Consider the following 23,836-nt stretch of genomic DNA (forward strand, 5'->3'; position numbering starts at 1 on the left):
CTACAGCCCCGCCGTTGTCAGCATGGCTGAGGCGCCGCGTTCAGCGCCGTCAGCGAACTGGCGGAACATTGCGAAAATTTCGCGGCCAAGGCCGACATGCGGAACTGGATCGGCCGCAACTTCGCGCGCATCCAGATCCGCGGTAGTCGAAAGCTCGCCCGTTTCCGCACACAGCTTCACGATATCGCCATCCCGGAGCCTCGCCAGAGGACCGCCTCCAAAAGCTTCTGGCGTCACGTGGATCGCCGCAGGGACCTTGCCCGACGCTCCCGACATGCGCCCGTCGGTCACCAGCGCCACGCGGTATCCGCGATCCTGCAGGACGCCTAGCGGTGGGGTGAGGCTGTGGAGTTCCGGCATGCCGTTGGCGCGAGGCCCCTGGAAACGCACGACCACGACAACATCGCGGTCGAGCTCGCCGGCTTGGAAAGCCTTCTTCACATCGGCCTGATCCTCGAACACTCGGCATGGCGCTTCTACCGTCCACCGTTCCTTCGCAACTGCAGAGGACTTGAAGCACCCGCGGCCAAGGTTGCCGGTCACCAGCTTCATCCCGCCATCCGGCTGGAACGGATCGCTCGCAGGGCGCAGCATGGTGTCATCGCCGGTTGGTCCAACCGCGCGCCAGACGAGGCCGTCTTCGCCAACGCCGGGTTCCTTCGCGTATTCGCTAAAGCCGCCTTCGCTCACTGTCACAATGTCACCGTGGCACAGCCCTGCATCGAGCAATTCGCCAATGACATATCCCATCCCGCCGGCATCATGGAAATGGTTCACATCGCCTGAGCCATTGGGATAGACCCGAGCGAGCAAAGGCACGACGCTGGAGAGTTCGGACAGGTCGTCCCAATCGAACTGGATGCCTGCCGCCCGGGCCATTGCTGGAATATGGATCGCATGATTGGTTGACCCGCCGGTCGCCAGCAATCCGATTGCTGCGTTGATGATTGCTTTCTCATCGACGCATTTGGCGAGTGTGTTTTCACGCGTGCCGGCAAGCTCTGCAAGACGGTGAACGGCCTTCTGATCGAGCAACTGGCGCAGCTTCGTGCCGGGCTGGATGAACGCCGCGCCCGGAATGTGCAGCCCCATCATCTCCATCATCATCTGGTTGGAGTTGGCGGTCCCGTAAAAGGTGCATGTACCCGGTGAGTGGTAGCTGCCCATTTCGCTTGCGAGCAGTTCCTCACGTCCAACCTTGCCTTCTGCAAAAAGCTGGCGGGTCTTCTGCTTTTCCTTGTTGCTGATGCCTGATGGCATAGGCCCAGATGGCACGAAGATGGTGGGCAGGTGGCCGAAGCGCAGCGCGCCGATCAGCAGACCCGGCACGATCTTGTCGCAAATGCCGAGGCAAGCGATCGCTTCGTATACCGCATGGCTCAGCGCGACTCCGGTCGAGAGCGCGATTACGTCGCGGCTGAAGAGCGACAGCTCCATCCCGTCCTCGCCTTGCGTCACGCCGTCACACATCGCGGGCGTTCCGCCAGCAACTTGGGTCGTCGCGCCCACTTCGCGGGCGTAAATCTTCATTCGTTCCGGATAGCGGCCATAGGGCTGATGGGCAGACAGCATGTCATTGTAAGCAGTGACAATGCCGATATTGGGTCCGCGCGCTGCCTTCAGTGCGGCCTGATCTTCCTCGGCCCCGGCATAGGCGTGCGCCAGCACCGAACAGGACATTGAACTGCGATCGGTCTTGCGATCGGCTTCGCGGTCCATCAGGTCGAGATAGGACAGGCGTGATGGGCGCGATTTCTCGATCACGCGCTCGGTCACGCGGCGAATGGTTGGATTGAGTTCACTCATCGTGCCAGCTCACTCCGTCTCTTTCAGTCAGGGCGATGGCGGCGCTCGGCCCCCAGCTGCCAGCGGTGTAGGTTTTGGGCTTCAGGCCAGCCTCTTCCCATGTCTTGCGGATTGCATCGATCCAGTGCCACTGCGCTTCGACTTCGTCACGGCGCACGAACAAGGTCTGCTTGCCTTCGATCAGGTCGAGCAGCAGGCGTTCATAGGCAATCCGGCGATGCTGACCGACGAACGCGTCGGGCATTGCGATATCGAGCGGAACAGGACGCATCCTGATACCCTCGCGGTCAAGGCCCGGAACCTTGGACATGAGCGACAAGGAAATGTTCTCTTCTGGCTGGATCCCGATCACAAGACGGTTGGGCTGCAGCTTTGCGCCCATGTCCGCGAAGATCGAGTGCGGCACGCAGCGGAACTGGACGACGATTTCCGTAACCCGTTCGGGCAGGCGCTTGCCCGTGCGCAGATAGAACGGGACGTTCTTCCAGCGCCAGTTGTCGACATGCGCCTTGATCGCGACGAAGGTTTCCGTGTTGGAATCCTTGCCCAATTCCTCGTCATAGCCGGGCACGGCATTGCCTCCGATTGCGCCGGCGCGATATTGACCGGTCACTGTCTCGTTTGCCTCGACCTTGCGCAAGGCGCGCAAGACCTTCACTTTCTCGTCGCGCACTGCCGTGGAATCGAAGCTGCTGGGCGGTTCCATCGCAACCAGCGCAAGCAATTGGAGCATATGGTTCTGCACCATGTCGCGCAGCGCGCCGCTATCGTCGTAATAGGCCACGCGCGATTCCAGGCCGACTGTCTCGCCGACGGTGATTTGGACATGGTCGATATGCGCGGAGTTCCAGATCGGCTCGAACATGAGATTGGCAAACCGCAGCGCGAGCAGGTTCTGAACTGTTTCCTTGCCGAGATAGTGGTCAATCCGGTAAATGCGTTCCTCCGGAAAGGCTTCCGCGACCGCATCATTGATCTCGCAGCTGCTCGCAAGATCGGTTCCAAGCGGCTTTTCCAGGCACATGCGCGCGTTCTCGCCTGTGAGCCCCGCATGTTTCAAACCCTTGATGGTCGGGCCGAACAGGCTAGGCGCAGTGGAGAGGAATATCGCCAGGCCCTTGCAATCTGGCCGGACCTGCTGTGCGAGTGCATCATAGCCTTCCAGCGTTGTCGCATCGAGCGACTGATAATGCAGGCGATTGAGGAAGTCCGCCTTGCCGCCGCGCCGCTCGGCAGGCAGATAAGTCTCGAGAGCCTTGCGGGCGAAATCGCGGAAACCGGCTTCATCAAGCTCGGACCGTGCGGTTCCTATGATTCGCAGATCGTCATGCAGCAGCCCATCGGAATGCATCGCGCAGAGCGAAGGCAGCAACATGCGCTGCGAAAGATCGCCGGTCGCACCGAACAGGAGCAAGTGATCAGCAGTGAAAGTCATGCAGTGCACCGCCTGAAATAGGGGCTTGTGCTCATGTGATGCGAGCCTCCCGGCTCTGATCGAAGAAATCGGCCTTTAGCATGCAACGACAGGTATCAGGGGGAATGGCTTGGCGCCATCCCCGAGCGTATTTTGAATAGCTATTCATGTCGTTGTACATCAACCGTGCTTCTGACGAACTGACACATTCCGAAGCTGGTGAGAAAACTGACATCAGCGGCGTCGCGCCCGACTCCAATGATTGCGGTGTTGCCGGGCTCGGACATGGCGGTGGGATCTACCAGATGCCACGAGCCATGGCCCGTCGCTGGATCGCTCAGATAAACCTGTGCAACCGCATGGAAATCGGGCGGCGCTACATCAGGTGCGTAGCATGCTACGTAGCGTGCCGGGATCCCGCTTGCGCGAACCAGCGAAATTAGAACATGAGCATAATCCCTGCAGACGCCGCGCCGCGCGAGGAAACTGTCGACAGAGGTTGTCTCGGCTGTGCTCGCGGTCGGATCGTAAGTGAAATGCTGAGCGATCCAGTCTCGGATCGCGAGCACAAGGGCGCCGCCGCTGAATGACCCAAACTCACTCTGTGCAAAGGGCGCGAACTTCTCAGTCAGGCAATAGCGCGTATCGAACAGATACGCGACGGCTTCAGCGGGCAATTCGGCAGAAGCCGCGCAAACCAGGCGCATCAAGTCGGCCGCTTCGCGATTGACCAGGACTTTGGCCTCATGCCGCGCGGTGATCGAACCCTTTGCATTCAACCAGATGCGCTCGCCAATCGCATCCTGGCCAGAGACGCGGGTGTGCTCAAGGTTCGGAGTCAGGCTGGTTTTTGCATACTCCAGCGCTTGCCCGTCAGTCTTGGAGACTTCGAACTGGAGCAGGAAATCCATTGTCTCTTCGGACAGGAATTCAAACTCGGACCGGATCCTCAGTATCATGCAGGAGCTTCTGCCCGGACCCGCGCAAGCGTTCAAGGGGCTGGGCCTGAAGTGGAACCAATTGGCGCTCTGTGTTCCGTACCTTGGGACAAGCTCAGGCTAGTGTGGATGCGGCGCGATGGGGAAAGGTCAAAATTCTCATGGTCTCGCGAGCCAATATCTCGTGAGCCAAAATGAAAAACGGGGCCTTCCCAGACCCCGTCAATCGTTATGTTCTAGTTTGGCGTGTTGCCGACCCTAATTAGCCGAGCAGCCACTTCCAAAAGCGAAATTGGATCAATTCCAAAAGCATAGAGGCCTCCTTCAGCGTTAACCAGCCTTAGGAATGCATTAACCATGCTTGTTTGTAAAGTTTAAACCATATTTTTTTCGCGCTTTTCTAGGAAATCCAATAGGTTAGGGAGTGTGATGGGGCGTGAAATGGCGTATCCTTGGACCTGAGTACAGCCAATTTCCTCTAGAATCACAAGGTCTTCCGGGTCTTCAACGCCCTCTGCGGTGACGGTGATTCGCGCTTCAGATCCCATCTGAATGACGCTGCTGGCGATGGCCCTGGCCTTAGCATCCTTTTGAATGTTCTTGATAAACAGGCGGTCGATTTTCAGCTCGTCAAAGGGTAGCTCGTAGAACGTCTGATAGTTGGCCATTCCGACGCCGAAATCGTCCATCGAGAGCTTGACGCCGAGCTGCTTGAGCTGCCCCAGAACCCGCGCAGCGCTCTCCAGATCGCGAATGCGAGCAGTTTCGGTGACTTCCAGGACAAGATGGCTTGCCGGAAATCCACTGGCATTGAGCGTCTCTTCCACGGTTCTAACGATCTTGCTGTCGCTACACTGGATCGCAGAGACGTTTACTGACACCGAGATCCTGTGGCCCCGTGCGTGAAGCAGTCGGCCTGCTGTACAAGCGCTTTGCAAGACATAACGCGTCAGCTGGTCGATGCGTCCTGCCTTTTCCGATTCCTGCACGAAAACCATGGGCGGGATGGGTCCCCGTTCGTGGTCGTCCCACCGCACTAGCGCTTCGACACCCGATACTGTCCCTGTGCTGAGCGAGTATTTAGGCTGATAGAGGCAATAGACCTCCCCATTGTTCATCGCCGCATCGATCCGGCTGCGAAGAGAGATGTCCCACAGGCCGTCGTCCTGACTGCTTTCAACCGCAAAGCGCACAGGTTCGTGCGCTTCGGTTGTTTCTTCTACAGCGGCCATGGACGCCGGCAGTGTCCTTTGATTGGCCTGTCCGGTTCGTGCTGCCCCAAAGGTAATGCCAACGTCGATTGGGGTTCCCCCGATATCGAGAGGCGCTCCGAATATCGCACGCAGGCCATTCAGGTGATCCTCAAGGCTCGCAGCATTGGTTTCGCTGGTTATCCAGGCGAAGTAATGCGCACCGGCAAAAATCTCCAGCGTTGGTTCGGTTGCTTTCAGGCGCTCTGCGATCTTGCGGACATAAGTAGGGTGCAAAGCGGCGGGAAGCAGTTTCAGCACCCGCTCGTAGCCATGGATCTTGGCGACAACGACATAACCGTCCGGCGTATTTTGCAGCAGCCTTTCTTCCAGCGCGCGAAGGGTTCTCAATCCCGTTTGATCATCATGCATCGCGGCACGACGCTGCCAATGATAACGCAGGCGCATGAGTGCGAACAGGATCAGCATGAGAGCGCAGTTCGCCAGTTCAACCCGGACGCCGGTTGAGACGCTGTAGAAAAAGGCCATTGGCAAGCTGGCGACGAGGATCACGTAGCCGAAATAGCGCCGCCGCTTGCCGGCCAGGACGATACACAGTCCCAAACCCAGCAGCGCGATCAAGAGGCAATAGACAGCCGGAATATGCTGGGTGTGCCCAGCGACGTGAGATTCAGCGGCATAGATGGCAACAATCCCGGGCGGGATGTTACTTGCACCAGGGATCCGGGCTGTAGAATCAATGTTGGCCCTACTCGGGCCAATGACAACTCGAAGTCCTTTCAGCGATTCCAGTTTCGCCTGGCCATTGCTCCCTTGCAGTAATTCTGAGAGGTTTGTCGTCTGCAATGCTTCAAGCGGCATCGAATAGTCGACCATGATCGGATCGGAAATGTTCGACTCCCCATCCAGCAGTGCGCTGGCCAGGCTTTCGTATCGCTTCCCCTGGACTTCCCCACTCCGTTGGAATGACCAGACAAAGCCGAATATGTCGGTCTGCTCGCGATTGATGAGTTCGGGTGCGTTCCCTCGAATTGCCGGAATTGTATGCCTTGCCGTCACGGATTCATCGAGCGTCGCTTTGGTATCGACAACAAATGCGACACGGCTTTCCAACGCCGCGACTGCGCCGGCAAGCGCAGCATCATGGATTTCGCTGGACTCCTGATCGAACGCGAAGTCGAGATAAACTCTCTCAACACCTGCTCTATCCAGCTTGTTGAGGAGCTCGGCCAGTTCCGAACGACGGTCCGGCGAATACGGATCTGCCAGGTCGCGATCAGCCCCGACATAGGCATAACGACCTGAAGCTGGCTCGTCTGCGAGCCTGGATTGGACCCCCCACAGGACCTGATCGACTGGTTCAAAAAAGGCGAGTGTGAGAAATGCGAACGCCAACAGCCCCGCCCACAATGCGTGGCGCAGGCGGAACCAGAAACCAGAGCGCGAACTGCGACCGATCAGATCTTCCCAGCGCTCGGTCTTTTCAAGGCGAGTATTCTCACTCATTACGCCATTTCTATGGCGGCAATGCGTTTAGATAAAGTTTACCGTGTACCGCATGATGCGGTTAAACACGGCAGAATTCCGCCGCTTTGATGGTTAACGCGGGCCTCCACAGCATGGTTAATACGGAGTTGCGAGGAATGGTAATCGAGCCGTTTACCTGATCGTGGAACGCCTCGGCATTTCCGGTCAAAGGGCTGAAAAATCACGCCTTTGTATAGAATCGACATCACTTGCCTGCAATGACACCGTAAAGGTCATGCGCATCGGCGTCTTCAATCAGAACCTGGAAGATTTGGCCCGGGACAACTGCAGGTGAAACATTCCGCAAAAATACTTGCCCGTCGATTTCCGGCGCATCGGCCTGACTTCGACCGGTTGCGCCAATGTCGCCGTCTTCGTCCGGTTCACCCACTTCGTCGATGATCACCGGCATGGTGGAGCCCACTTTCGCCGCAAGTTTAGCCGCGCTGATCCGCTCGGTTACTTCCATCAGGCGGGCGTATCGTTCCTCCTTCACGTCCTCAGCGACCGGATCCGGCAGGGCATTGGCCGCTGCACCTTCGACCGGCTCGAAACGAAACGCGCCCACCCGATCAAGCTGCGCCTCTTCAAGCCACTCAAGCAGGTATTGGAAGTCCGTTTCGGTCTCTCCGGGAAAGCCGACCACGAAGGAAGACCGAATAGCGATCTCAGGGCAGATCTCGCGCCAATTCTTGAGCCGTTCAAGCACCTTCGCTTCATTCGCCGGGCGGCGCATCAGCCTGAGCACTGCGGGGCTCGCATGTTGGAACGGGATATCGAGATAGGGTGTCAGCAGGCCTTCCGCCATCAGCGGGATCACTGCATCGACATGAGGGTATGGATAGACATAGTGCAACCGTACCCAGGGCGGCGTGCCTTCTGGTGTGCGAAGCTGGCCGAGTTCGCGGGCCAGATCGGTCATATGCGCACGGACCTCGCGGTCCTTCCATAGGCGCGGCTCATGGCGGGTATCGACGCCGTACGCACTGGTATCCTGACTGATCACGAGCAATTCGCGTGTGCCAGCCTCAACCAACTTCTCCGCTTCGCGAAGAACTGCATCGACCCGCCTGCTGGCGAGTTTGCCGCGCAATTGCGGAATGATGCAGAAGGCGCATGAGTGATTGCAACCCTCTGAAATCTTGAGATAACTGTAATGGCGCGGCGTCAGCTTGATATCCGCCTCTGAAGGCTGAGGGATCAAGTCAACAAACGGTCCCTGTGAAGGCGGAGCGTGCGTGTGGACCGCTTCGACCACCTGTTCATACTGATGCGCGCCTGTGATCGCGAGGACCTGTGGGTATGCAGCGCGAATGGCATCAGCTTCCTCGCCCATGCAGCCGGTCACAATGACGCGGCCATTTTCCGCAATTGCTTCGCCGATTGCCGCGAGGCTCTCTTCCTTCGCACTGTCGAGAAACCCGCAGGTGTTGACCAGCACGACGTCGGCGCCAGCGTAATCAGCGCTCATGGCATAGCCATCGGCGCGCAGGCGGGTGAGGATACGCTCGGAATCGACCAGCGCCTTGGGGCAGCCAAGGCTGACCATGCCGACCTTCTTCTGATCAGGGAGAGTTGTCGTCGTGTTCATTGTGCGCGGGCCTGTACACGCACAGATCGCAGTCCGCTAGAGGGCGAAGACTTGGGCGCTGAAGTCAGCTGCGCTCACCCTTGCCTGTGCCGTTTTCACTCGGCCGGATTTCAACCACGATATCGCCGGGAAGCAGGCATTCGCATTCCTTCTCCCAATAGCCGATGGCCTTGCCCTGGCGATACACCCTGAGACCAACGCCGCCTGTTTCGAGCTGATGGATCGATTGCCCGCATTCCTCTTCCGTGACTTCGCGTTCGACCAGCTGGACGCGTCCCGTCACGGATGCGAGGTCCGCGAGATATTCCGCGATATGCGTACCCTTCGCGCTGCCAGCCAGCAGCAACCCGGTAAAGCGCACCGGGTTGATCACGTTGTTCGCGCCGGCCTGGCGCGCGAGCGATTCATTGTCATTGGCCCGCACAACCACGCTGATCGGCACATGCGGCGCAAGTGCGCGCACAGTCAGCACGATCAGGATCGAGGTGTCGTCACGGCCCGCCGAAACCAGCACATTCTGCGCCTTGGAAATGCGGACAGCATTCAAGGTCTGGTCGCGCGTCGCATCGGCAGCCATCACATTGCATCCCAGCGCTTCCGCTTCAGCGAGGCGTTCCTCGCTGGGATCAACGACGACGATATTGCTCGCCTCGGTGCCGCGCTCAATCAGCTCGTGTACGCTTTCCGAGCCGGAGACACCGTAGCCCAGCACGACAATGTGATCTTCGAGAGTTTCCTGAATTCGGGACATGCGCCACTTCTCCCAGCTGCGCTTGATAATGAAGTTGTAGGCGGTGCCGACAAAGATGAACAGCACGGCAAAGCGCACCGGCGTCACGATCACCGCTTCGACCAGCCGCGCGCGGTCCGATATTGGCGCGATGTCACCAAAGCCGGTGGTCGTGATCGAGATCATCGTGAAATAGACCACGTCGAGGAAGCTGACTTCGCCGTCGACATTGTCGACCAGTCCGGCCCGATCCCACCAGTGGATCATGATCACCAGCAGGATCAGCGAGAGCGCCAGGCCGAGCCTGATACCCAGATCGCCCCATACCGGTATTCTGACCGCGCGCCTGAGCGGTTTGAAACGCTGCTTACGCAATTTGCTCGTCACCTTGGCGCCGGGAATGCTGTTGATCGGGTTCCACATGGGGGCGGCTATCCGCTGAAACGCTCAGCCAGCGCGCCTAGCGAGGCGTGGTGGGTAAGATCGAGTTGCAGCGGCGTCACGGCAATATAGCCCTCGTCAATCGCTTCCAGATCGGTCCCATGATCAAGCGTGTGCTCAATAGCGTCGAGCCCGAACCAGTAATAGCGATAGCCGCGTGGATCGCGCCCTTCGACCACTGTGCCGCGCGAATAGTCATGGAAGCCCTGTCGCACCACGCGGATGCCTTTGACATCGCTGGCTGGGATCGGCGGGAAGTTGACATTGATCAGCGTGCGCGAAGGGAGCTGAGCGCCAAGCAAGGGTTCGATCACCTTTGCGCCCCATTCACGCGCTGCGGAGAAGGGCACATCGTCGCCCATGCCTTCGCGCGAATAGACTTGGCTCAATGCAATCGATCGGATACCGGCGAGCGCGCCTTCGATCGCCGCCGAGACAGTACCTGAATAGGTGATGTCATCGCCCAGGTTCGCGCCGCGATTGACGCCGGAGAGCACCAGATCGGGTGGACCGTCCATGACCGTTCGCAGCGCCATCATCACGCTGTCGGTCGGCGTGCCGCGCACCGCAAAGCGCCGCTCGCCGAACTTCTGCAGCCGGACAGGGTGGTTCAAGGTTAGCGAATGGCCAGCGCCGGATTGCTCTTCTGCTGGCGCGCATACCCAGATGTCATCGCTGAATTGGCGAGCGATCTCTTCCAGCACTTCAAGGCCGGGGGCGTGATAGCCATCGTCATTGGTGACGAGAATCCTCACCGTGGCCTTCCTTCAATCCGTTCGTGCTGAGCCTGTCGAAGCACCGTTCTTCCTTTTGGTTGCGCGCTAGTTCTAGAAGTAAGTTCAGCCCTTCGACAAGCTCAGGGCGAACGGGGGGTGAGTGTTTCAACCCCGCCCATGTAGGGGCGGAGCACTTCGGGGATCACTACAGAGCCGTCAGCCTGCTGGTAATTCTCCAGCACCGCGACCAGCGTACGTCCGACCGCAAGGCCCGAGCCGTTCAATGTATGCACGAACTCGGTTTTCTTCTTCTCGCCGCCGGCGCGGTAGCGGGTCTTCATCCGCCGCGCCTGGAATGCGCCGGTGTTGGAACACGAACTGATTTCACGATAGGCGCCCTGTCCCGGCAGCCAGACTTCCAGATCATATGTCTTGCGCGCGCCGAAACCCATGTCGCCGCTGCACAGCAGCATCTTGCGATAGGGCAGGTCGAGCGCTTTGAGCACGCTTTCAGCGGCTTCAGTCATCCGCTCATGCTCAGCCTCGCTGTCTTCGGGTTTGACCACGCTGACAAGCTCGCACTTTTCGAACTGGTGCTGGCGGATGAAGCCACGCGTGTCTTTGCCGGCGGACCCCGCTTCAGAGCGGAAGCACAGTGTGAGCGCGGTCATCCGCATGGGCAGGGCGCTTTCATCGAGCAACTCGCCCATGACGCTGGCGGTCAGGCTGACTTCGGAGGTTGGGATAAGCCAATTCCTTGTGAAGCCTTGATCAAAAAGCAGTCGGCGAAACTCCCGAAAGAAATCAGGTCCAATGCCTATTTTTCCTCCGCTCTTCTCGAGCTTCTGCTTCAAAAATTCGTTGAAATGAAGCTGAATTTCATCTTTTTCTAAGTCTATCTCAACAGCGTAAGAATCCTCCGCAAACTTCGGCAGCTTGTCCGTCCCGTACATGGCGTCATCGCGTACCAGCACCGGCGGGTTGCATTCGGTATAGCCATATTCCCGCGTCTGGTGGTCGATCATGAACTGGCCGAGCGCACGGTGCAGCCGCGCCACGCCCCCGCGCAGGAAAGTGAACCGCGCACCCGAAAGGTTCGCCCCGGTTTCAAAATCCATGCCGAGCGCGGGCGCGAAATCGGCGTGCTCTTTCGGCGTGAAATCAAACGCGCGCTTTGTGCCCCAGCTCAAAATTTCGACATTGCCGGTTTCATCCTCGCCGTCTGGCACATCGGCGGCGGGCAGGTTGGGGATCACCGCGAGCATGTCTTCCAACTGCTTGTCTGCCGCGCGCGAGGTTTCTTCCAGCGCCGGCAGTGTTTCCTTGAGCTCGCTGACTTCAGCTTTCAGAGCTTCGGCTGTTTCCTTGTCGCCCTTGCCCATCGCCTGGCCAATCGCCTTGGAGGCTTCATTGCGGCGGCTGAGTGCTTCCTGCATTCGTGTTGCGGCGGCACGGCGAACTTCGTCCGCTTCGAGAAGTTTTGAGGCCTGCGGCTCTAGCCCGCGCCGGGCGAGCGCTCTATCGAAACCTTCAGGATCGTCTCTGATCATTCGAATGTCATGCATGGTGCAAGCGCCTATGCCTGCTCATGCGCAGAATATCTAGCGGGCAATTGCCAGACGGAGCATTGCGCTAACCCCTCGTAAAACGAATACAAACTTGCAGCGCAGGCAGGAACGGGTGAAGTCGCGCCGTGTTCGGTAGACATGGAGCATGCAGGCCAGCCGCAGGACAGTAACCTTTGCAGGCCGCAAAAACCTGCGCTGCATTTCGTGGGGTTTCGCGATGATCGCTATTGGAATGCGGTGAAGATCTGGGGCAAGCCTGATTTCTACCACATCACCTGGGACCGCTATGCGACGCATGATGTTGCTCCTGGCGATCTGGTGATATTCGCGAAGGGTGATTGGCAGCAGCAACCGCGCAGCTATTCCGGCCCGGATTTGGTGGAAGACGAGTAAGCCATGGCATTTGAATTGACAGAACAACTCGCTGCGAGTTTTGCTGAGACAGCGCTGGGCCATGTTGCGCGCGAGTATCCGAATGCTCCGGCGCATGTCCTGGCCAGCGACGACGATGCGCAGACCCCGCGCGCCCTCCATCCAGCGTTCTTCGGCAGCTTTGACTGGCACAGCTGCGTGCATGGCTGGTGGAGCTTGCTCACAGTGCTTCGGCTTTATCCCGAACTGGAGCAAGCGCGCGCGATTGAAACGCTGGCCGACGAGACCTTCACGCCTGAAAAGCTTGCGGTTGAACTTGCCTATTTCCAGCGGCCAGAGGCGCGGGGGTTTGAGCGGCCCTATGGCTGGGCTTGGCTGCTTTACCTGCATCATGAAGCGGCGCGGCATGAGAATGCAGACTGGGCTGGGCAACTGGAGCCATTGGCGTGCTACATCGCACAGCAATTCACGCATTACCTGCGCATCCTGACTTACCCGATCACAGTGGGGACGCACTTCAATACCGCCTTTTCAATAACGCTGGCGCGGGAATGGGCAGAGGTCCGCGATCCTGTTCTGCTCGCGACGATCGACGCATGGGCGATCGCGGCTTTCCGTGCCCGGACTGACTATCGCGGGTGGGAGCCGGGCGGGGATGAATTTCTCTCTCCCGTTCTGACTGCCAGCCTGCTGATGAGCCGCGTTATGCCTGCTTCGGTTTACCCCGCATGGGTGCAGGGCCTGATCCTCGATAATGGGTGGCTTGAGCGTGAATGCCTGCCCGTAACAGTTTCAGACCGTTCGGACGGCAAGATCGCGCATCTGGACGGGCTCAATCTCAGCCGGGCATGGTGTCTCATGGGAATTGCGCGTCTGCTGGAGTCCTCGCCGCACCTGCCGCTACTGCGCGAGCGGGCGCAGCTACATTTCGATGCCGCGATCGGCCATGTGCAGGGCGATTACATGGGCGAGCACTGGCTCCAGTCCTTCGCTCTGCTTGCGTTGCTGAAAAAGGAGCGGTGACTACGAGCGAGGTCCGCTCAGCCCAGCCCAACCCGACTCCGGGCAATCGATCTCAGCGGCTGCCGAGCAGGTCAACTCACTCAACAGCGCTGCATTGATTACCTGAAAAGCGCGGTTACCAGACCTTGCAAGAAAGAGTCGCCCTTCTTCAGATCTGCTGCGCGGGCTTCAACCGGACAGACCTCGCAAAAGGCCTGTGCGCCAGTTCCGCCGAGCATCCGCTCCAGATCGCCTGCAATCCGGCCTAGAGCAGCGCGCTGGCCCACAGCGATATTGCCGGTGAGGCCCGCGCTGCCGTAGGATGTGGCAGCATCGCTCGTAAGCAATTGACGGATAAGCGACTGATAAGGATCAGGCGTTCCGCCAAGCTTGACGAGATAGAAACCTTCTTCCTCGCCTTCGGCTTGCTGGGCAACCCAGGCAGCAGCTTCCTGCAATCCGCCGAACTGGTCAACGAGGCCTTTCTGCTTGGCCGTACCGCCATCCCAGACCTGCCCCTGCGCAATTTCATCGACCCGCTCGACCGGCATGGCGCGGTTTTCTGAAACAATGCTCAGGAACTTGTCGTAAGTCCGGTTAACCGAGCTCTGGATCAGTGTGTCGACTTCAGGTGTGAAACCGCCGAGCGCATCGGGCTGGCCTGACAGCGGCGTTGTCGCAAAGCGGTCAGTCGTAACACCGATCTCGCCCAGCGAGTTCTCGAATGTCGGAAGGAAGCCGAACACGCCGATCGAACCTGTCACCGTTTCCGGCTGCGCGAAAATCCTGTCGCTGGTCGTGGCGACCCAATAGCCCCCGCTGGCTGCGACATTGGCGAAAGAAGCGGCAACCGGAATGCCCTTGTCCCGGTACATCTGAACCGCAAGGCGTATCTTTTCCGAAGCGAGCGCAGAGCCGCCACCAGAATCCACCCGCAGGACAAGGCCATCATAATCGTCATCAAGGCCATCAATCAGGAGTTGTGCAATCCTGTCTCCGCCGGCCGTGCCGGGACCGGCATCACCATCTACGATTGCGCCTGCAACATTGACCACGGCAATCTTCTTGCCGCTTGTATCGACAGGATTGGCCGCCAGCCAGACCTTGAGGTCGTTCTGGGCAAAGTCTCCGGGCTTTTCAGTGAGGCCTTCGCCTGCGACTTCAGCGACACGCGCGCCGAACTCTTCGTAGCTGCCAAGTTTGTCAACAAGGCCTGCTTCCACTGCCGCTTGCGAAATGTCGCCACCAGCGCTGGCCGCGTATTCGGTTGCATTGTTGGCAACCAGATCGATATTGGCTCGAGGTCGCGCGGCCTTTACATGGGCCTGCCACTCTTCCCAGCGCGTGTCGAAAATGGCCTGGATGTTGCGCTTTGCTTCCTCTGAGAAGGAGCTGCGGATGTAGGGCTCAACTGCGGCCTTGTAAGCGCCCACGCGATAGACCTTGGCATTGATTTGCAGCTTGTCGATCAAGTCCTTGTAGAACAAGGCTGTACCGCCGGGCCCCGCGATGTACGCGATCCCGAGCGGGTTCATCCAGACTTCATCGGCATGGGCAGCGAGCATGAGGCTGCTGTCGGAATAGGCAAGGCCATATGCGAACACAGGCTTGTCGTTCGCCCGCACGCGGTCAAGCGCTTCGCCTACTTCCTGCAGGTGGACCTGGCCGCCACCAAGAAAAGTCGTGAGATCAAGCACGACTGCCTTGATCCTATCATCCGAAGCCGCGGCATCAATCGCGCGGACCAGTTCGCTCGCTTCATACTCGTTAACGGGGGCTTCCCCGGAGATCAGGGCCTGGAGCGGGTCGATTTCAGCGCGTTCTTCGACGATGAAGCCATCCAGTTCCAGCATCAGCGCGCCTTCGCGCACCTGCCCGGGGCTTGGGCGTGCGGAAAGCACGGCGAAAAGTGCCATGAAAAACAGCAGCATGAAGAGCAAGACCAAGCCGTCCTTGATCCCTACCAACAGCCGCCAGACCTTGCCTGCAAAACTCATCAAACGCCCCGGTTTATTGCTGAACAACCGTTAAACTAGTGACTTGTGCGCAAACTTCCAATGAAAAGGGTGAACAAGCGCGCAGAGAAAGGGTTGAGCGACGCCCACAGCTCGTCTAACGGCATGGCTTTAATGACATGGACGGACACAGCATCGACAGCGGGCCGCTATCCAGCGGGCAGCGCGGCCTTTCCCCATCGCGATCTGCTTGGCATCGCCCAGCTTGAGCGGCACGAGATTCTCTACCTGCTTGATCAGGCCGAACCATGGATCGACCTGAACCGGCAGCCTTCCAAGCATGTCGACTTGCTGTCAGGCCTGACCATCATCAATGCGTTCTTCGAGAACTCTACGCGCACGCTCCTGAGCTTCGAGATCGCCGGCAAGCGGCTCGGCGCGGATGTGGTCAATATGCATGCCGCGCAGTCGAGCGTGAAGAAGGGCGAGACGCTGATCGACACCGCGATCACTTTGAACGCCATGCGGCCCGATGCGATTGTAATCCGGCACGGGTCAAGCGGGGCAACCAAGCTGATTGCGGAGAAGGTCGATTGCCCTGTGCTCAATGCCGGGGACGGTAGTCACGAGCATCCGACGCAAGGCCTGCTCGATTCACTCGCCTTGCGTCACGCGCTGCGACAGCGCGGCGAAAAGGCGGAGGACTTTACCGGGCTCACCATAACGATCTGCGGCGATATTCTGCACAGCCGGGTCGCGCGCAGCACCTTGCTGTGCTTGCAAGCGCTGGGGGCAAGCGTCAGGCTCTGCGCACCGCCAGCGCTGATGCCGGCCGATGTCGAAGCGATCGGAGCTGAACCTTTTCATGATTTCGACGCGGCGCTCAAGGGCGCGGACGTGGTCATGATGCTGCGCCTTCAGACCGAACGGATGGAAGGGCAGTTCATTCCGTCCCCGCGCGAGTATCACCATCTCTACGGTCTGACGAAAGATCGGTTGGAGCGTGCCGCGCCCGATGCGCTCGTCATGCATCCCGGCCCCATGAACCGCGGGGTCGAGATCGACAGCGATGTGGCGGACATGCTCGACCGTTCGATCATCACAAGGCAAGTGGAGATGGGGGTCGCAATCCGCATGGCGTGCCTCGATATCCTGACGCGGCGAACGCGCGGTGTGGAGGGCTGGTCATGAAACAACAGCGTCCACTCACAATTACCAATGGCAGGCTCGTCACCTCGGATGGGGTGACAGAAGGCGCAGTGCGGTTGTCTGGCGGCCTCATAGAAAGTGTCGGCGAGGTGAAGCCGCAAGACGGCGATGCGACAATTGACGCCAAAGGGCAGCTGATCACGCCCGGACTCGTCGACCTTGGCGTCTTCGCGATCGACAAGCCAGCTTTCCACTTCGGCGGGATTACCCGCGCGGCGCTGATGCCCGACCAATTCCCTCCGCTCGATCTGCCGAGCCGGGTCAATTACATCGCCAAGAGCGGCAAGCCGGACCTGTGGGTGCACCCCCTGGCTGCGGCCACACGCGATCTGCAAGGGCGCGAGCTCGCTGAAATTGCCCTCATGAAAGAGGCGGGCGCGCGCGGTATCGCAACTGGCAGGCAGTGGGTTGCTGACAGCGGCGTGATGCTGCGCGTGATGCGATATGCAGCGATGCTCGATCTCGTGGTTGTCACCCACGCTGAGGACAGCGGACTTGCCGGAGAGGCCGCCGCGACAGCAGGCGAGATGGCGACGCGGCTGGGCTTGCCGAGCGCTCCGGTTGAAGCAGAAGCGCTGGCGGTCGCTCGCGACATTGCTCTGGCTGAGATGAGCGGCGCGCGCGTCCATATCCGTCAAGTGACGAGTGCGGGGGCGATAAAGCTGGTCCGGGATTCGAAGACGAGGGGGGTAAGCGTCACTGCAGGTGTGACGCCAGCGCATTTCATGCTGTCAGACCTGGCCACGGCTGAGTTCACCACCTTCATGCGGCTCTCCCCGCCCTTGCGCATTGAAGCCGACCGGCAGGCGGTGATCGCCGCGATTGGCGAAGGCGTGATTGATGTAATCGCGAGCGGCCATGACCCGCGCGGGCCCGAGGACAAACGCTTGCCTTTCGCGGATGCAGAGCCGGGCATGGCTGGCGCAGAGACGTTGCTCGCCATGACGCTGACATTGGTGCGCGATCAGGTGATTGACATGCCCCGCGCGTTTGAATTGCTGGCTGGCAATCCGGCCAAGCTGCTTGGCGTTGAGGCTGGGGGGCTCACATCCGGTTATGAAGCAGACCTCGCGTTGGTCGATCCTGAAAAGCCTTGGGTGGTGGACCGCCGCAAGATGGCCGCAACCGCCGACAACACGCCGTTTGATGGCCAGCCGACGCAAGGGCGGGTGACCGCGCTGTTCAAGGGCGGAGTAGCGATTGGTTGAGTCATGCGCATCTTCCCCTAACGTCCTTGAAATAACGGGTAATCTGTTCTGAGCGATGCAAATTTTTGAAAACTCTTTCAAACTTTCGTTCGGTTTTCTGATCGCTGCAGCCGCGATTTTTGGTACAGAGCAGCTCGGGTTGTCTTACCGGCTCGACAGATTGCTTGCATTTGTGGTTATTGGTTCGATCGCTATGATTGCTTGGCACAATCGACATCGCTTACCGTTCAAGTTTCACAGGCAAACTGGGGCCGCGTCGATGTTTGCATTGGCGTCATTTCTCGGCGAGAATATCTGGGGTTACTTGTTGGGCCTCATCGCCTTTGTCGCGACAATTGTACTAGCGTTTTTCGATCACTTGATAGGTGATTCCGAGTCTTAGTCTCCGCGAATGTGCTAAACATAAAACATCCCCCGGAAGCCCGAAAGGGCCCCGGGGGCAGTCTCGCTGAAAGCTCTTTGAGTTCAGATGTTAACGTGCTGCGACGCGGATAACCTTGTCGGTTGCGCCCGGAAGGCTTGTGCTGCTGGCATAGGCAAAGCAGCCTTCGCCTGAAGCCTTGACCTTGCCGCACATGGCCTGCGCGCCGTTCTTGCCGAAACCGGCAGCGGCCACGCGGAAATAGGTCTTGCCGTGCACCTTGGCTTCGGTGATGACCATGTCGTGACCCGAAAGGTTCGGATAGCGCTTCTGATAGATGCTCCACGCATTTTCAGCGCTCTTGCGGCTCGAGAAACTGCCGAGCTGGACCAGATGCGTATCGGTTGCATTGTCAGCGTTTGAAGCCATGCGGCGCTGCGAGGAGCTTGCTACCAGACGGTTGCTGGAACGCGGCTTCGCACTCGCGCGGCGTTCCTGATAGTCGGAATTGATCTGCTGAATGACCGGATTGGAAACATAGCGGATCTTGGCCGGAGCCGATGCAATGCGAGCAGGCTGGGCGGCAGGCGCTGCAACAGCCGCAGGCTGCGCGTCCATCCGGCTTTCTGCAAAGCTGACCGGCTGCGGCGCGGCATCTTGTGCCGGCAATTCAGCAGCGGCTTCTGCTACCATTTCGGCATGCGCCGGGTGGTTCGAAAGCGCAAGATAGGTCGGCTGGCCGGCATCGTAAGTCGGCGTGACATTCAGCAGCGTCGCAACGCGGGTTTGATAATCTTCCGGTTTGCCCATGCGTGCCCACTGGCTGATACGGTCATCGAGCTGGTCGGCGGGAACGTCCTGAGCCGCCATGACGCGCGCCGCACGCCAATTGCCTTGCAACGCATAGGAATAGGCAAGGTTCTGGCGCAGCTTGGCCGAATCCTGACCCGCGCGCAGGGCATCGCTAAGGATGCTCACGCCGCGGTCGGCTTCGCCAGCCAGCGCAAGCGCGAGGCCAAGGTCAGCAGGATCAATGTCATCCTGGCGTTCCAGCAGAACGCTAGCGGCGCCCTTGGAATTGCCCAAGGCGGTCTCGGCGAGTGCATAACTGAGCACAGTGCGTGGATCGCGATCACCGAGATCCATCGCATCGCCAAAGCTGGTCGCTGCGGCCTGGAACCGGCCGCTCTCAAGATAGGCTGCGCCGAGCATTGCGCGATAGCTGGCGTTGCGCGGTTCAGCCTGGACCGCGGCTTCGGCATGGACAACGGCCTGATCGGCCTCCCCCTTGGCGAGTGCAGTCTGCGCTTTGCTGAAAGATGTTTCAGCGCGCGGAGCTGCGCCGCCAGTGGTGCAGCCTGCCAGCACAACGCTTGCGAGCGCGGTGGTTACGGCCAGTGCGACCTTGGGCGCGATGATGGTGGATTTTGCGGTGCGGGTCATGTCTCTTCCCCTTCCTTCACATTCAGCGAGCGAGTGCGCGCTCAGTTTTTCTTCATCTGAGCGGCAAGAATTTCGAGGCCTTTGATCTCTGCGAGCAGGCTGTCCAAAGCCTGGGTTACAAGTTCCTGGGCGCTGGTAGATTGAATCGTTGCTGCAAGGCGCAGCTTGAGATGGCGTTCCTGATCAAGGCGGAGCGTGAACGCGGCGCGTTTGCCCTGCTTGAGGGCGGACTGGCGCTTGCGAACCGGCTTCGTGATCGGACCGGGCGAGTTGTCTTGCGTGATCGCAACCTTGCCCGACGCTGGCTTGAGGTGGACGACTTCCGCGCTCTCGCTTTCGACGGGAGCGGTGTCGTCACCCATATCATTCCAGCCCAGGTCTTCGAGGTGCATGGGTGACGCATCAGGGATGGGAGCGAGCTGCGGGCGCATGGCGGGCTTGGCGCCGCCTTTGCGGGCCAGCAGCGTTGGGCTTAATGAGGCGAAGCTGGCTTCATTCATGGCTGCGCGCTCCCTTTACTGAGCGACGCGGCGACCGAAGCCACCACCCGGACGGTTAGCGCCAGGCAATTGCGATTGCGAATTCGGAGCCGCAAAAACCGTGCGGCGGAAATTCTTTTCCAGACGGTCGTAAATGTACTTCCACAGGGCTGTAACCTCGGCAGCGCTGCGGCTTTCCGGATCGACTTCCATGACCGTGCGGCCATCGATCATCGATGCGGCAAAATCGGTGCGGTGGTGCAGAGTGATCGGAGCAACCGTGCCGTGCTGCGAAAGCGCAACTGCGGCTTCCGACGTGATCTTGGCTTTCGGTGTTGCAGCGTTCACGACAAATACGAGCGGCTTGCCAGCGCGCTCGCACAGGTCGACTGTGGCACCAACAGCGCGCAGATCGTGCGGGCTGGGGCGGGTCGGAACGACGATCAATTCAGCGACGGAGATCACGGACTGGATCGCCATGGTGATCGCGGGAGGTGTATCGATCACAGCGAGCTTGAAGCCCTGCTGACGCAGGACCTGCAAGTCATTGGCCAGACGCGCCACTGTGGTCTGAGCGAAGGCGGGATATTCCGCTTCGCGCTCGTTCCACCAATCGGCGAGCGAGCCTTGTGGGTCGATGTCGATCAGGACGACCGGGCCAGCACCAGCGCGCTGAGCCTGGACGGCAAGATGACCGGAAAGGGTGGTCTTGCCTGAGCCACCTTTCTGCGATGCCAAAGCGAGTACACGCAACGGTTGGGTCCCCCTGGATTGCCCTATATTCAGTCCGCCGAATGACGGGTTCGAGCTCCGGGATCGCAGGATACCGCTAATTTTAGGTTAACGCGGGCCAGCAATCACGCCATATTGGCCGCACGGGACATTCACTGAGAATGGGGTTTGCCTTGGTGGAAACGGCTGAAAACGAACGCGAAGTTGTGCAGGAGGACGCAAGCTTGAGCGCTCCGGTCGTGCGCGCAAGCCGCATCGCTTCGCTCGATTTCATTCGCGGCCTTGCCGTCATGGGCATTCTCGCCGCGAATATCGTGGCCTTCGGCCAGCCTTTCGGTGCTTACATGTATCCCGACGGGTTTCTCGTCCCCACCGGCGATCCGAACGGATGGCTGTGGATCGCTCAATTCGTGCTGGTCGATGGCAAGATGCGCGGGCTGTTCACGCTGCTGTTTGGCGCCGGTCTATATCTGTTCATGGAGCGCGCCTGGGCGCAGGGACAGACGCGTTGGCTGCAAGCGCGGCGATTGTTCTGGCTGGGCCTGTTTGGCTTGCTCCATTACTTCGTGATCTGGCGCGGGGATATCCTGTTCTATTATGCGGTTATCGGAGGGATTGTCCTGCTCACCTTGCGCTGGTCCGCCTCGACCCAATGGAGAGTCGGGTTCTTCAGCTATATTGGCGGCAGTATCCTTTATGCCGTGATGATGGCACCTCTGCCGTTGGTTGCTGACACCAAATTCGGCGAGCAGGAGGCCTTTTCGGCTATGCGCGAGGGTCTGGCCGAGGGCAAATCAGTCGCTCTCGCCGATGACCGGATCGAGGCGGAGCTTGTCCAGTCGGGCGACTTTGCCGGAGTGATTGCGCATCGCTTCAACGACCATCTTACCGAACCGCTCAGCAACCTGACATTGTTCGGGCTCGAAATGCTGCCATTGATGCTGATGGGCGTAGCGCTGTTCCGGATGGGCATGTTCAGCGGAGAATTTGACAGCCGCAGAATGCGCTTCTGGGGCTGGACGGGAGTGGTGGCAGGCGGCCTGGCGCATCTGGCGATTGGCCTGTGGGTGCAGGGGGGCGGCTTCACCTATTACGGTACGCTGGCGGCATTCATGGGGCTTTCTGCACTGCCAAGGCTGGCGATGGTGATTGGGCTCGCTGCATTGCTCACGCTCTGCGCGCGAAGTGCCAGCGGCTGGCTCGGCCAGAGAATTATTGCCGCAGGCCGGACGGCCTTCACCAATTACCTCGGGACATCCGTTTTGATGTTGTTCGTGTTCCACGGTTGGGCCTTGGGACTATTCGGCAAGCTCAATCGCCCCGAGCTTTATCTGGTTATGGTTTGCACATGGGCAATCATGCTGCTCTGGTCAAAGCCCTGGCTTGAACGCTTTCGGTACGGTCCGCTCGAATGGCTTTGGCGCTGCCTGACTTATGGCAAAGTGCTTGCGTTCAAGCGTTGAGCGATGGCTCGGCCAGCATCACAGTGCAATAAATCCCCTTGCTATTGAGAATAATTCGCATAATGTGACTATTGCGAATCAATCGCAGGAGTTCATGATCGGATGTACATCTGCATTTGCAATGCCATTAAGGAGACGGACCTTCGCCGCGCGGCGCGGCAGGCCAGTGGCGATGCCGAGGCGGTCTATGCGGCCTTGGGCAAGCGCCCCAATTGCGGGACGTGCCTATGTGAAGCGGACGCAATCGTCTCGGAAGAGCGTAGTGGCGCAAGCGTTTGTTGCAAAGAATTCGCAATCTAAGCAGGATTTCGCTACTGCGAATGGTTCTCAAATAACTGAAAAACAACAGATTTTTTCTCGCGTGCTCTTGCGGATGTGACCGCTTGGCGGCATACAGCAGCATATCATCACCGCTGTTTGTCTCATTATCGCAAGGGGAAGGCCGCCATGAAGGGCGACGCAACTGTCATCGAATTCCTGAACAAGGCGCTCACCAACGAGCTGACCGCGATCAACCAGTACTGGCTGCACTACCGCGTCCTGGCGGACTGGGGGGTCACCAAGCTCGCGGAGTACGAACGGCACGAATCCATCGACGAGATGAAACATGCTGACGTGTTGGCCGAGCGTGTCCTGTTCCTTGGCGGCCTGCCGAACTTCCAGGCCATCCACAAGCTCAAGGTTGGCGAAAGCGTCGAGGAGATCCTCAAGGCAGATCTTGCGGTCGAGCACGAAGCGATTCCGCTGCTCAAGGATGCGATCGAACATTGCGAGAAGGTTCGAGACTATGTCAGCCGCGAAATCTTCGCCCGCATCCTGGAAAGCGAAGAAGAGCATGTCGACTTCCTCGAAACGCAATTCGACATGATCGAGCGCATGGGGCTCGCAAACTATGTCCAGCTCCAAAGCTCTCCCGCCGGAGATGGTGAGGGCTGATCGCCGCACCTGTGCGTGGCAGGACGGGGGAATCGCGCCGCCAGCGGGCTGAAACAGGCCCTTCGTGTCGAATCCCTACAAGCCTGCCTCTGACTGTTTGACTAACAACCTTCTCCAGCGCAGCAATGCGCTTGGGAGACTAAAGGATTCCGTCAGTTACGGGCGAAATACAGTCGCGCGGTCTCCCCTCGGGTCGTGTTTTACTCACACCAAATGGGGGTACCTATGAAACTGCTCAAATCCGTTGCCATCGCTTGCGGCACAACCGCACTGGCTTTTGCCACACCTGCCGCTGCGCAGATGCAGGTCTATGAAGACTACACGCCGTCGGACGAGGTGGTGGAAATGACCACCGTGAAAGTCGATAGCGGACAGTTCGAGACCTATCTCGAAGGTTTGAAGAGCACCTGGGTTGCGGCCAATGAGGTTGCGAAGGAACTCGGCCATATCAAGGGATATGCGATCTGGGGCGTTCCCTATGGTACTAACGAGGTCAACCTGATCCTCACCATTACCTATCCCAGCACCGCGCACACCGCTCCGAGCAAGGAACGTTATGATGAATTCATGGCGCGTTGGGGAGAGGAACGGATGGACTCCAACAACAAGACAGTGCTGGAGCTCTACAACAAGATCCGTGAAATCAAGGGCGTCTATCTGCTGCGCAGGATTGACGTGAAGACCGACTGATCTTTCGCTCAGATATGAACAGAAGGCGGGGCAGCGATGCTCCG

The 23,836-nt window shown here is 59.1% G+C and carries 21 protein-coding genes; 9 read left to right on the top strand and 12 right to left on the bottom strand.

Translation table 11 applies throughout. The features are described 5' to 3' along the window. From edd to serS, 8 genes are all read right to left on the bottom strand, one after another. Positions 1-1,806: a phosphogluconate dehydratase gene (gene edd, locus ACG9DO_RS05995; protein WP_394730808.1), complete on the bottom strand. Its 1,806-nt coding sequence runs from the start codon at positions 1,804-1,806 to the stop codon at positions 1-3. After that, a complete protein-coding gene (gene zwf, locus ACG9DO_RS06000) occupies positions 1,799-3,241 on the bottom strand; it encodes a glucose-6-phosphate dehydrogenase (protein WP_394730809.1) in 1,443 nt (480 codons plus the stop codon). Before zwf ends, edd begins: the two co-directional genes overlap by 8 nt. A gap of 140 nt (positions 3,242-3,381) precedes the next feature. Beyond that, positions 3,382-4,179 carry a transglutaminase family protein gene (locus tag ACG9DO_RS06005; RefSeq protein WP_394730810.1) on the bottom strand — a complete coding sequence of 266 codons (798 nt, stop codon included), beginning with the start codon at positions 4,177-4,179 and terminating at the stop codon, positions 3,382-3,384. A gap of 353 nt (positions 4,180-4,532) precedes the next feature. Further along, positions 4,533-6,875 carry an EAL domain-containing protein gene (locus tag ACG9DO_RS06010; protein ID WP_394730811.1) on the bottom strand — a complete coding sequence of 781 codons (2,343 nt, stop codon included), beginning with the start codon at positions 6,873-6,875 and terminating at the stop codon, positions 4,533-4,535. 226 nt (positions 6,876-7,101) lie between these two features. Continuing rightward, positions 7,102-8,487 carry a 30S ribosomal protein S12 methylthiotransferase RimO gene (gene rimO / locus ACG9DO_RS06015; RefSeq protein WP_394730812.1) on the bottom strand — a complete coding sequence of 462 codons (1,386 nt, stop codon included), beginning with the start codon at positions 8,485-8,487 and terminating at the stop codon, positions 7,102-7,104. 64 nt (positions 8,488-8,551) lie between these two features. Then, positions 8,552-9,640, bottom strand: coding sequence for a potassium channel family protein (locus tag ACG9DO_RS06020; protein ID WP_394730813.1), 1,089 nt, complete (start codon positions 9,638-9,640; stop codon positions 8,552-8,554). Between the two features lie 8 nt (positions 9,641-9,648). Beyond that, on the bottom strand, positions 9,649-10,413 hold the full coding sequence (gene surE / locus ACG9DO_RS06025) for a 5'/3'-nucleotidase SurE (RefSeq protein ID WP_394730814.1): 765 nt from the start codon (positions 10,411-10,413) through the stop codon (positions 9,649-9,651). Positions 10,414-10,514: 101 nt separating this feature from the next. Then, positions 10,515-11,939, bottom strand: coding sequence for a serine--tRNA ligase (gene serS / locus ACG9DO_RS06030; RefSeq protein WP_394730815.1), 1,425 nt, complete (start codon positions 11,937-11,939; stop codon positions 10,515-10,517). 141 nt (positions 11,940-12,080) lie between these two features. Between serS and ACG9DO_RS06035 the strand changes: the two genes are divergently transcribed. Both ACG9DO_RS06035 and ACG9DO_RS06040 read left to right on the top strand, forming a co-directional pair. Beyond that, positions 12,081-12,335, top strand: coding sequence for a hypothetical protein (locus ACG9DO_RS06035; RefSeq protein ID WP_394730816.1), 255 nt, complete (start codon positions 12,081-12,083; stop codon positions 12,333-12,335). Positions 12,336-12,338: 3 nt separating this feature from the next. Then, complete coding sequence (locus tag ACG9DO_RS06040) at positions 12,339-13,337, top strand: DUF2891 domain-containing protein (protein WP_394730817.1); 999 nt, start codon at positions 12,339-12,341, stop codon at positions 13,335-13,337. Positions 13,338-13,435: 98 nt separating this feature from the next. Here the strand turns inward: ACG9DO_RS06040 and sppA are convergent, their stop codons facing one another. After that, positions 13,436-15,313, bottom strand: a complete 1,878-nt coding sequence (sppA, locus tag ACG9DO_RS06045; protein WP_394730818.1) for a signal peptide peptidase SppA — start codon at positions 15,311-15,313, stop codon at positions 13,436-13,438. A 132-nt stretch (positions 15,314-15,445) separates the two neighbouring features. Here sppA and ACG9DO_RS06050 point away from each other — a divergent pair, with 132 nt between their 5' ends. Genes ACG9DO_RS06050 through ACG9DO_RS06060 form a run of 3 tightly spaced genes read left to right on the top strand, consistent with a single transcriptional unit; the run spans position 15,446 to position 18,070 of the window. Then, entirely contained in the window at positions 15,446-16,462 is a 1,017-nt protein-coding gene (locus ACG9DO_RS06050; RefSeq protein ID WP_394730819.1) for an aspartate carbamoyltransferase catalytic subunit, read from the top strand. After that, positions 16,459-17,688 carry a dihydroorotase family protein gene (locus ACG9DO_RS06055; protein ID WP_394730820.1) on the top strand — a complete coding sequence of 410 codons (1,230 nt, stop codon included), beginning with the start codon at positions 16,459-16,461 and terminating at the stop codon, positions 17,686-17,688. The genes ACG9DO_RS06050 and ACG9DO_RS06055 overlap by 4 nt, the downstream gene beginning before the upstream one ends. Positions 17,689-17,743: 55 nt before the next feature. Then, entirely contained in the window at positions 17,744-18,070 is a 327-nt protein-coding gene (locus ACG9DO_RS06060) for a hypothetical protein (RefSeq protein WP_394730821.1), read from the top strand. 90 nt (positions 18,071-18,160) lie between these two features. Here the strand turns inward: ACG9DO_RS06060 and ACG9DO_RS06065 are convergent, their stop codons facing one another. The 3 genes from ACG9DO_RS06065 to ACG9DO_RS06075 are packed head-to-tail and all read right to left on the bottom strand — an operon-like array spanning position 18,161 to position 20,724. After that, positions 18,161-19,492: an SPOR domain-containing protein gene (locus ACG9DO_RS06065; RefSeq protein WP_394730822.1), complete on the bottom strand. Its 1,332-nt coding sequence runs from the start codon at positions 19,490-19,492 to the stop codon at positions 18,161-18,163. A 41-nt stretch (positions 19,493-19,533) separates the two neighbouring features. Next, a complete protein-coding gene (locus ACG9DO_RS06070; RefSeq protein WP_394730823.1) occupies positions 19,534-19,992 on the bottom strand; it encodes a hypothetical protein in 459 nt (152 codons plus the stop codon). 15 nt (positions 19,993-20,007) lie between these two features. Further along, entirely contained in the window at positions 20,008-20,724 is a 717-nt protein-coding gene (locus ACG9DO_RS06075) for an AAA family ATPase (protein ID WP_394730824.1), read from the bottom strand. Positions 20,725-20,864: 140 nt separating this feature from the next. Here ACG9DO_RS06075 and ACG9DO_RS06080 point away from each other — a divergent pair, with 140 nt between their 5' ends. The 4 genes from ACG9DO_RS06080 (at position 20,865) to ACG9DO_RS06095 (ending at position 23,792) form a co-directional block, all read left to right on the top strand. Further along, positions 20,865-22,166, top strand: coding sequence for a DUF418 domain-containing protein (locus tag ACG9DO_RS06080; RefSeq protein WP_394730825.1), 1,302 nt, complete (start codon positions 20,865-20,867; stop codon positions 22,164-22,166). 102 nt (positions 22,167-22,268) lie between these two features. Beyond that, entirely contained in the window at positions 22,269-22,466 is a 198-nt protein-coding gene (locus tag ACG9DO_RS06085) for a bacterioferritin-associated ferredoxin (protein ID WP_394730826.1), read from the top strand. Positions 22,467-22,613: 147 nt separating this feature from the next. Next, positions 22,614-23,102, top strand: a complete 489-nt coding sequence (bfr, locus tag ACG9DO_RS06090) for a bacterioferritin (RefSeq protein WP_394730827.1) — start codon at positions 22,614-22,616, stop codon at positions 23,100-23,102. Between the two features lie 225 nt (positions 23,103-23,327). Further along, positions 23,328-23,792, top strand: a complete 465-nt coding sequence (locus ACG9DO_RS06095) for a hypothetical protein (protein ID WP_394730828.1) — start codon at positions 23,328-23,330, stop codon at positions 23,790-23,792. The last annotated feature ends 44 nt before the right edge of the window (positions 23,793-23,836 follow it).

It is taken from the genome of Altererythrobacter sp. GH1-8 (genome assembly GCF_043702085.1).
Lineage (GTDB): Bacteria > Pseudomonadota > Alphaproteobacteria > Sphingomonadales > Sphingomonadaceae > Erythrobacter.

Coding starts and splice junctions, on each gene's coding strand:
- ACG9DO_RS06050 (WP_394730819.1), top strand. CDS start 15,446: ATGACATGGACGGACACAGCATCGACAGCGGGCCGCTATCCAGCGGGC.
- rimO (WP_394730812.1), bottom strand. CDS start 8,487: ATGAACACGACGACAACTCTCCCTGATCAGAAGAAGGTCGGCATGGTC.
- ACG9DO_RS06095 (WP_394730828.1), top strand. CDS start 23,328: ATGAAACTGCTCAAATCCGTTGCCATCGCTTGCGGCACAACCGCACTG.
- ACG9DO_RS06055 (WP_394730820.1), top strand. CDS start 16,459: ATGAAACAACAGCGTCCACTCACAATTACCAATGGCAGGCTCGTCACC.
- bfr (WP_394730827.1), top strand. CDS start 22,614: ATGAAGGGCGACGCAACTGTCATCGAATTCCTGAACAAGGCGCTCACC.
- edd (WP_394730808.1), bottom strand. CDS start 1,806: ATGAGTGAACTCAATCCAACCATTCGCCGCGTGACCGAGCGCGTGATC.
- ACG9DO_RS06020 (WP_394730813.1), bottom strand. CDS start 9,640: ATGTGGAACCCGATCAACAGCATTCCCGGCGCCAAGGTGACGAGCAAA.
- ACG9DO_RS06085 (WP_394730826.1), top strand. CDS start 22,269: ATGTACATCTGCATTTGCAATGCCATTAAGGAGACGGACCTTCGCCGC.
- zwf (WP_394730809.1), bottom strand. CDS start 3,241: ATGACTTTCACTGCTGATCACTTGCTCCTGTTCGGTGCGACCGGCGAT.
- serS (WP_394730815.1), bottom strand. CDS start 11,939: ATGCATGACATTCGAATGATCAGAGACGATCCTGAAGGTTTCGATAGA.
- sppA (WP_394730818.1), bottom strand. CDS start 15,313: ATGAGTTTTGCAGGCAAGGTCTGGCGGCTGTTGGTAGGGATCAAGGAC.
- ACG9DO_RS06010 (WP_394730811.1), bottom strand. CDS start 6,875: ATGAGTGAGAATACTCGCCTTGAAAAGACCGAGCGCTGGGAAGATCTG.
- ACG9DO_RS06035 (WP_394730816.1), top strand. CDS start 12,081: ATGGAGCATGCAGGCCAGCCGCAGGACAGTAACCTTTGCAGGCCGCAA.
- ACG9DO_RS06065 (WP_394730822.1), bottom strand. CDS start 19,492: ATGACCCGCACCGCAAAATCCACCATCATCGCGCCCAAGGTCGCACTG.
- ACG9DO_RS06005 (WP_394730810.1), bottom strand. CDS start 4,179: ATGATACTGAGGATCCGGTCCGAGTTTGAATTCCTGTCCGAAGAGACA.
- ACG9DO_RS06080 (WP_394730825.1), top strand. CDS start 20,865: ATGGGGTTTGCCTTGGTGGAAACGGCTGAAAACGAACGCGAAGTTGTG.
- ACG9DO_RS06040 (WP_394730817.1), top strand. CDS start 12,339: ATGGCATTTGAATTGACAGAACAACTCGCTGCGAGTTTTGCTGAGACA.
- ACG9DO_RS06060 (WP_394730821.1), top strand. CDS start 17,744: ATGCAAATTTTTGAAAACTCTTTCAAACTTTCGTTCGGTTTTCTGATC.
- ACG9DO_RS06070 (WP_394730823.1), bottom strand. CDS start 19,992: ATGAATGAAGCCAGCTTCGCCTCATTAAGCCCAACGCTGCTGGCCCGC.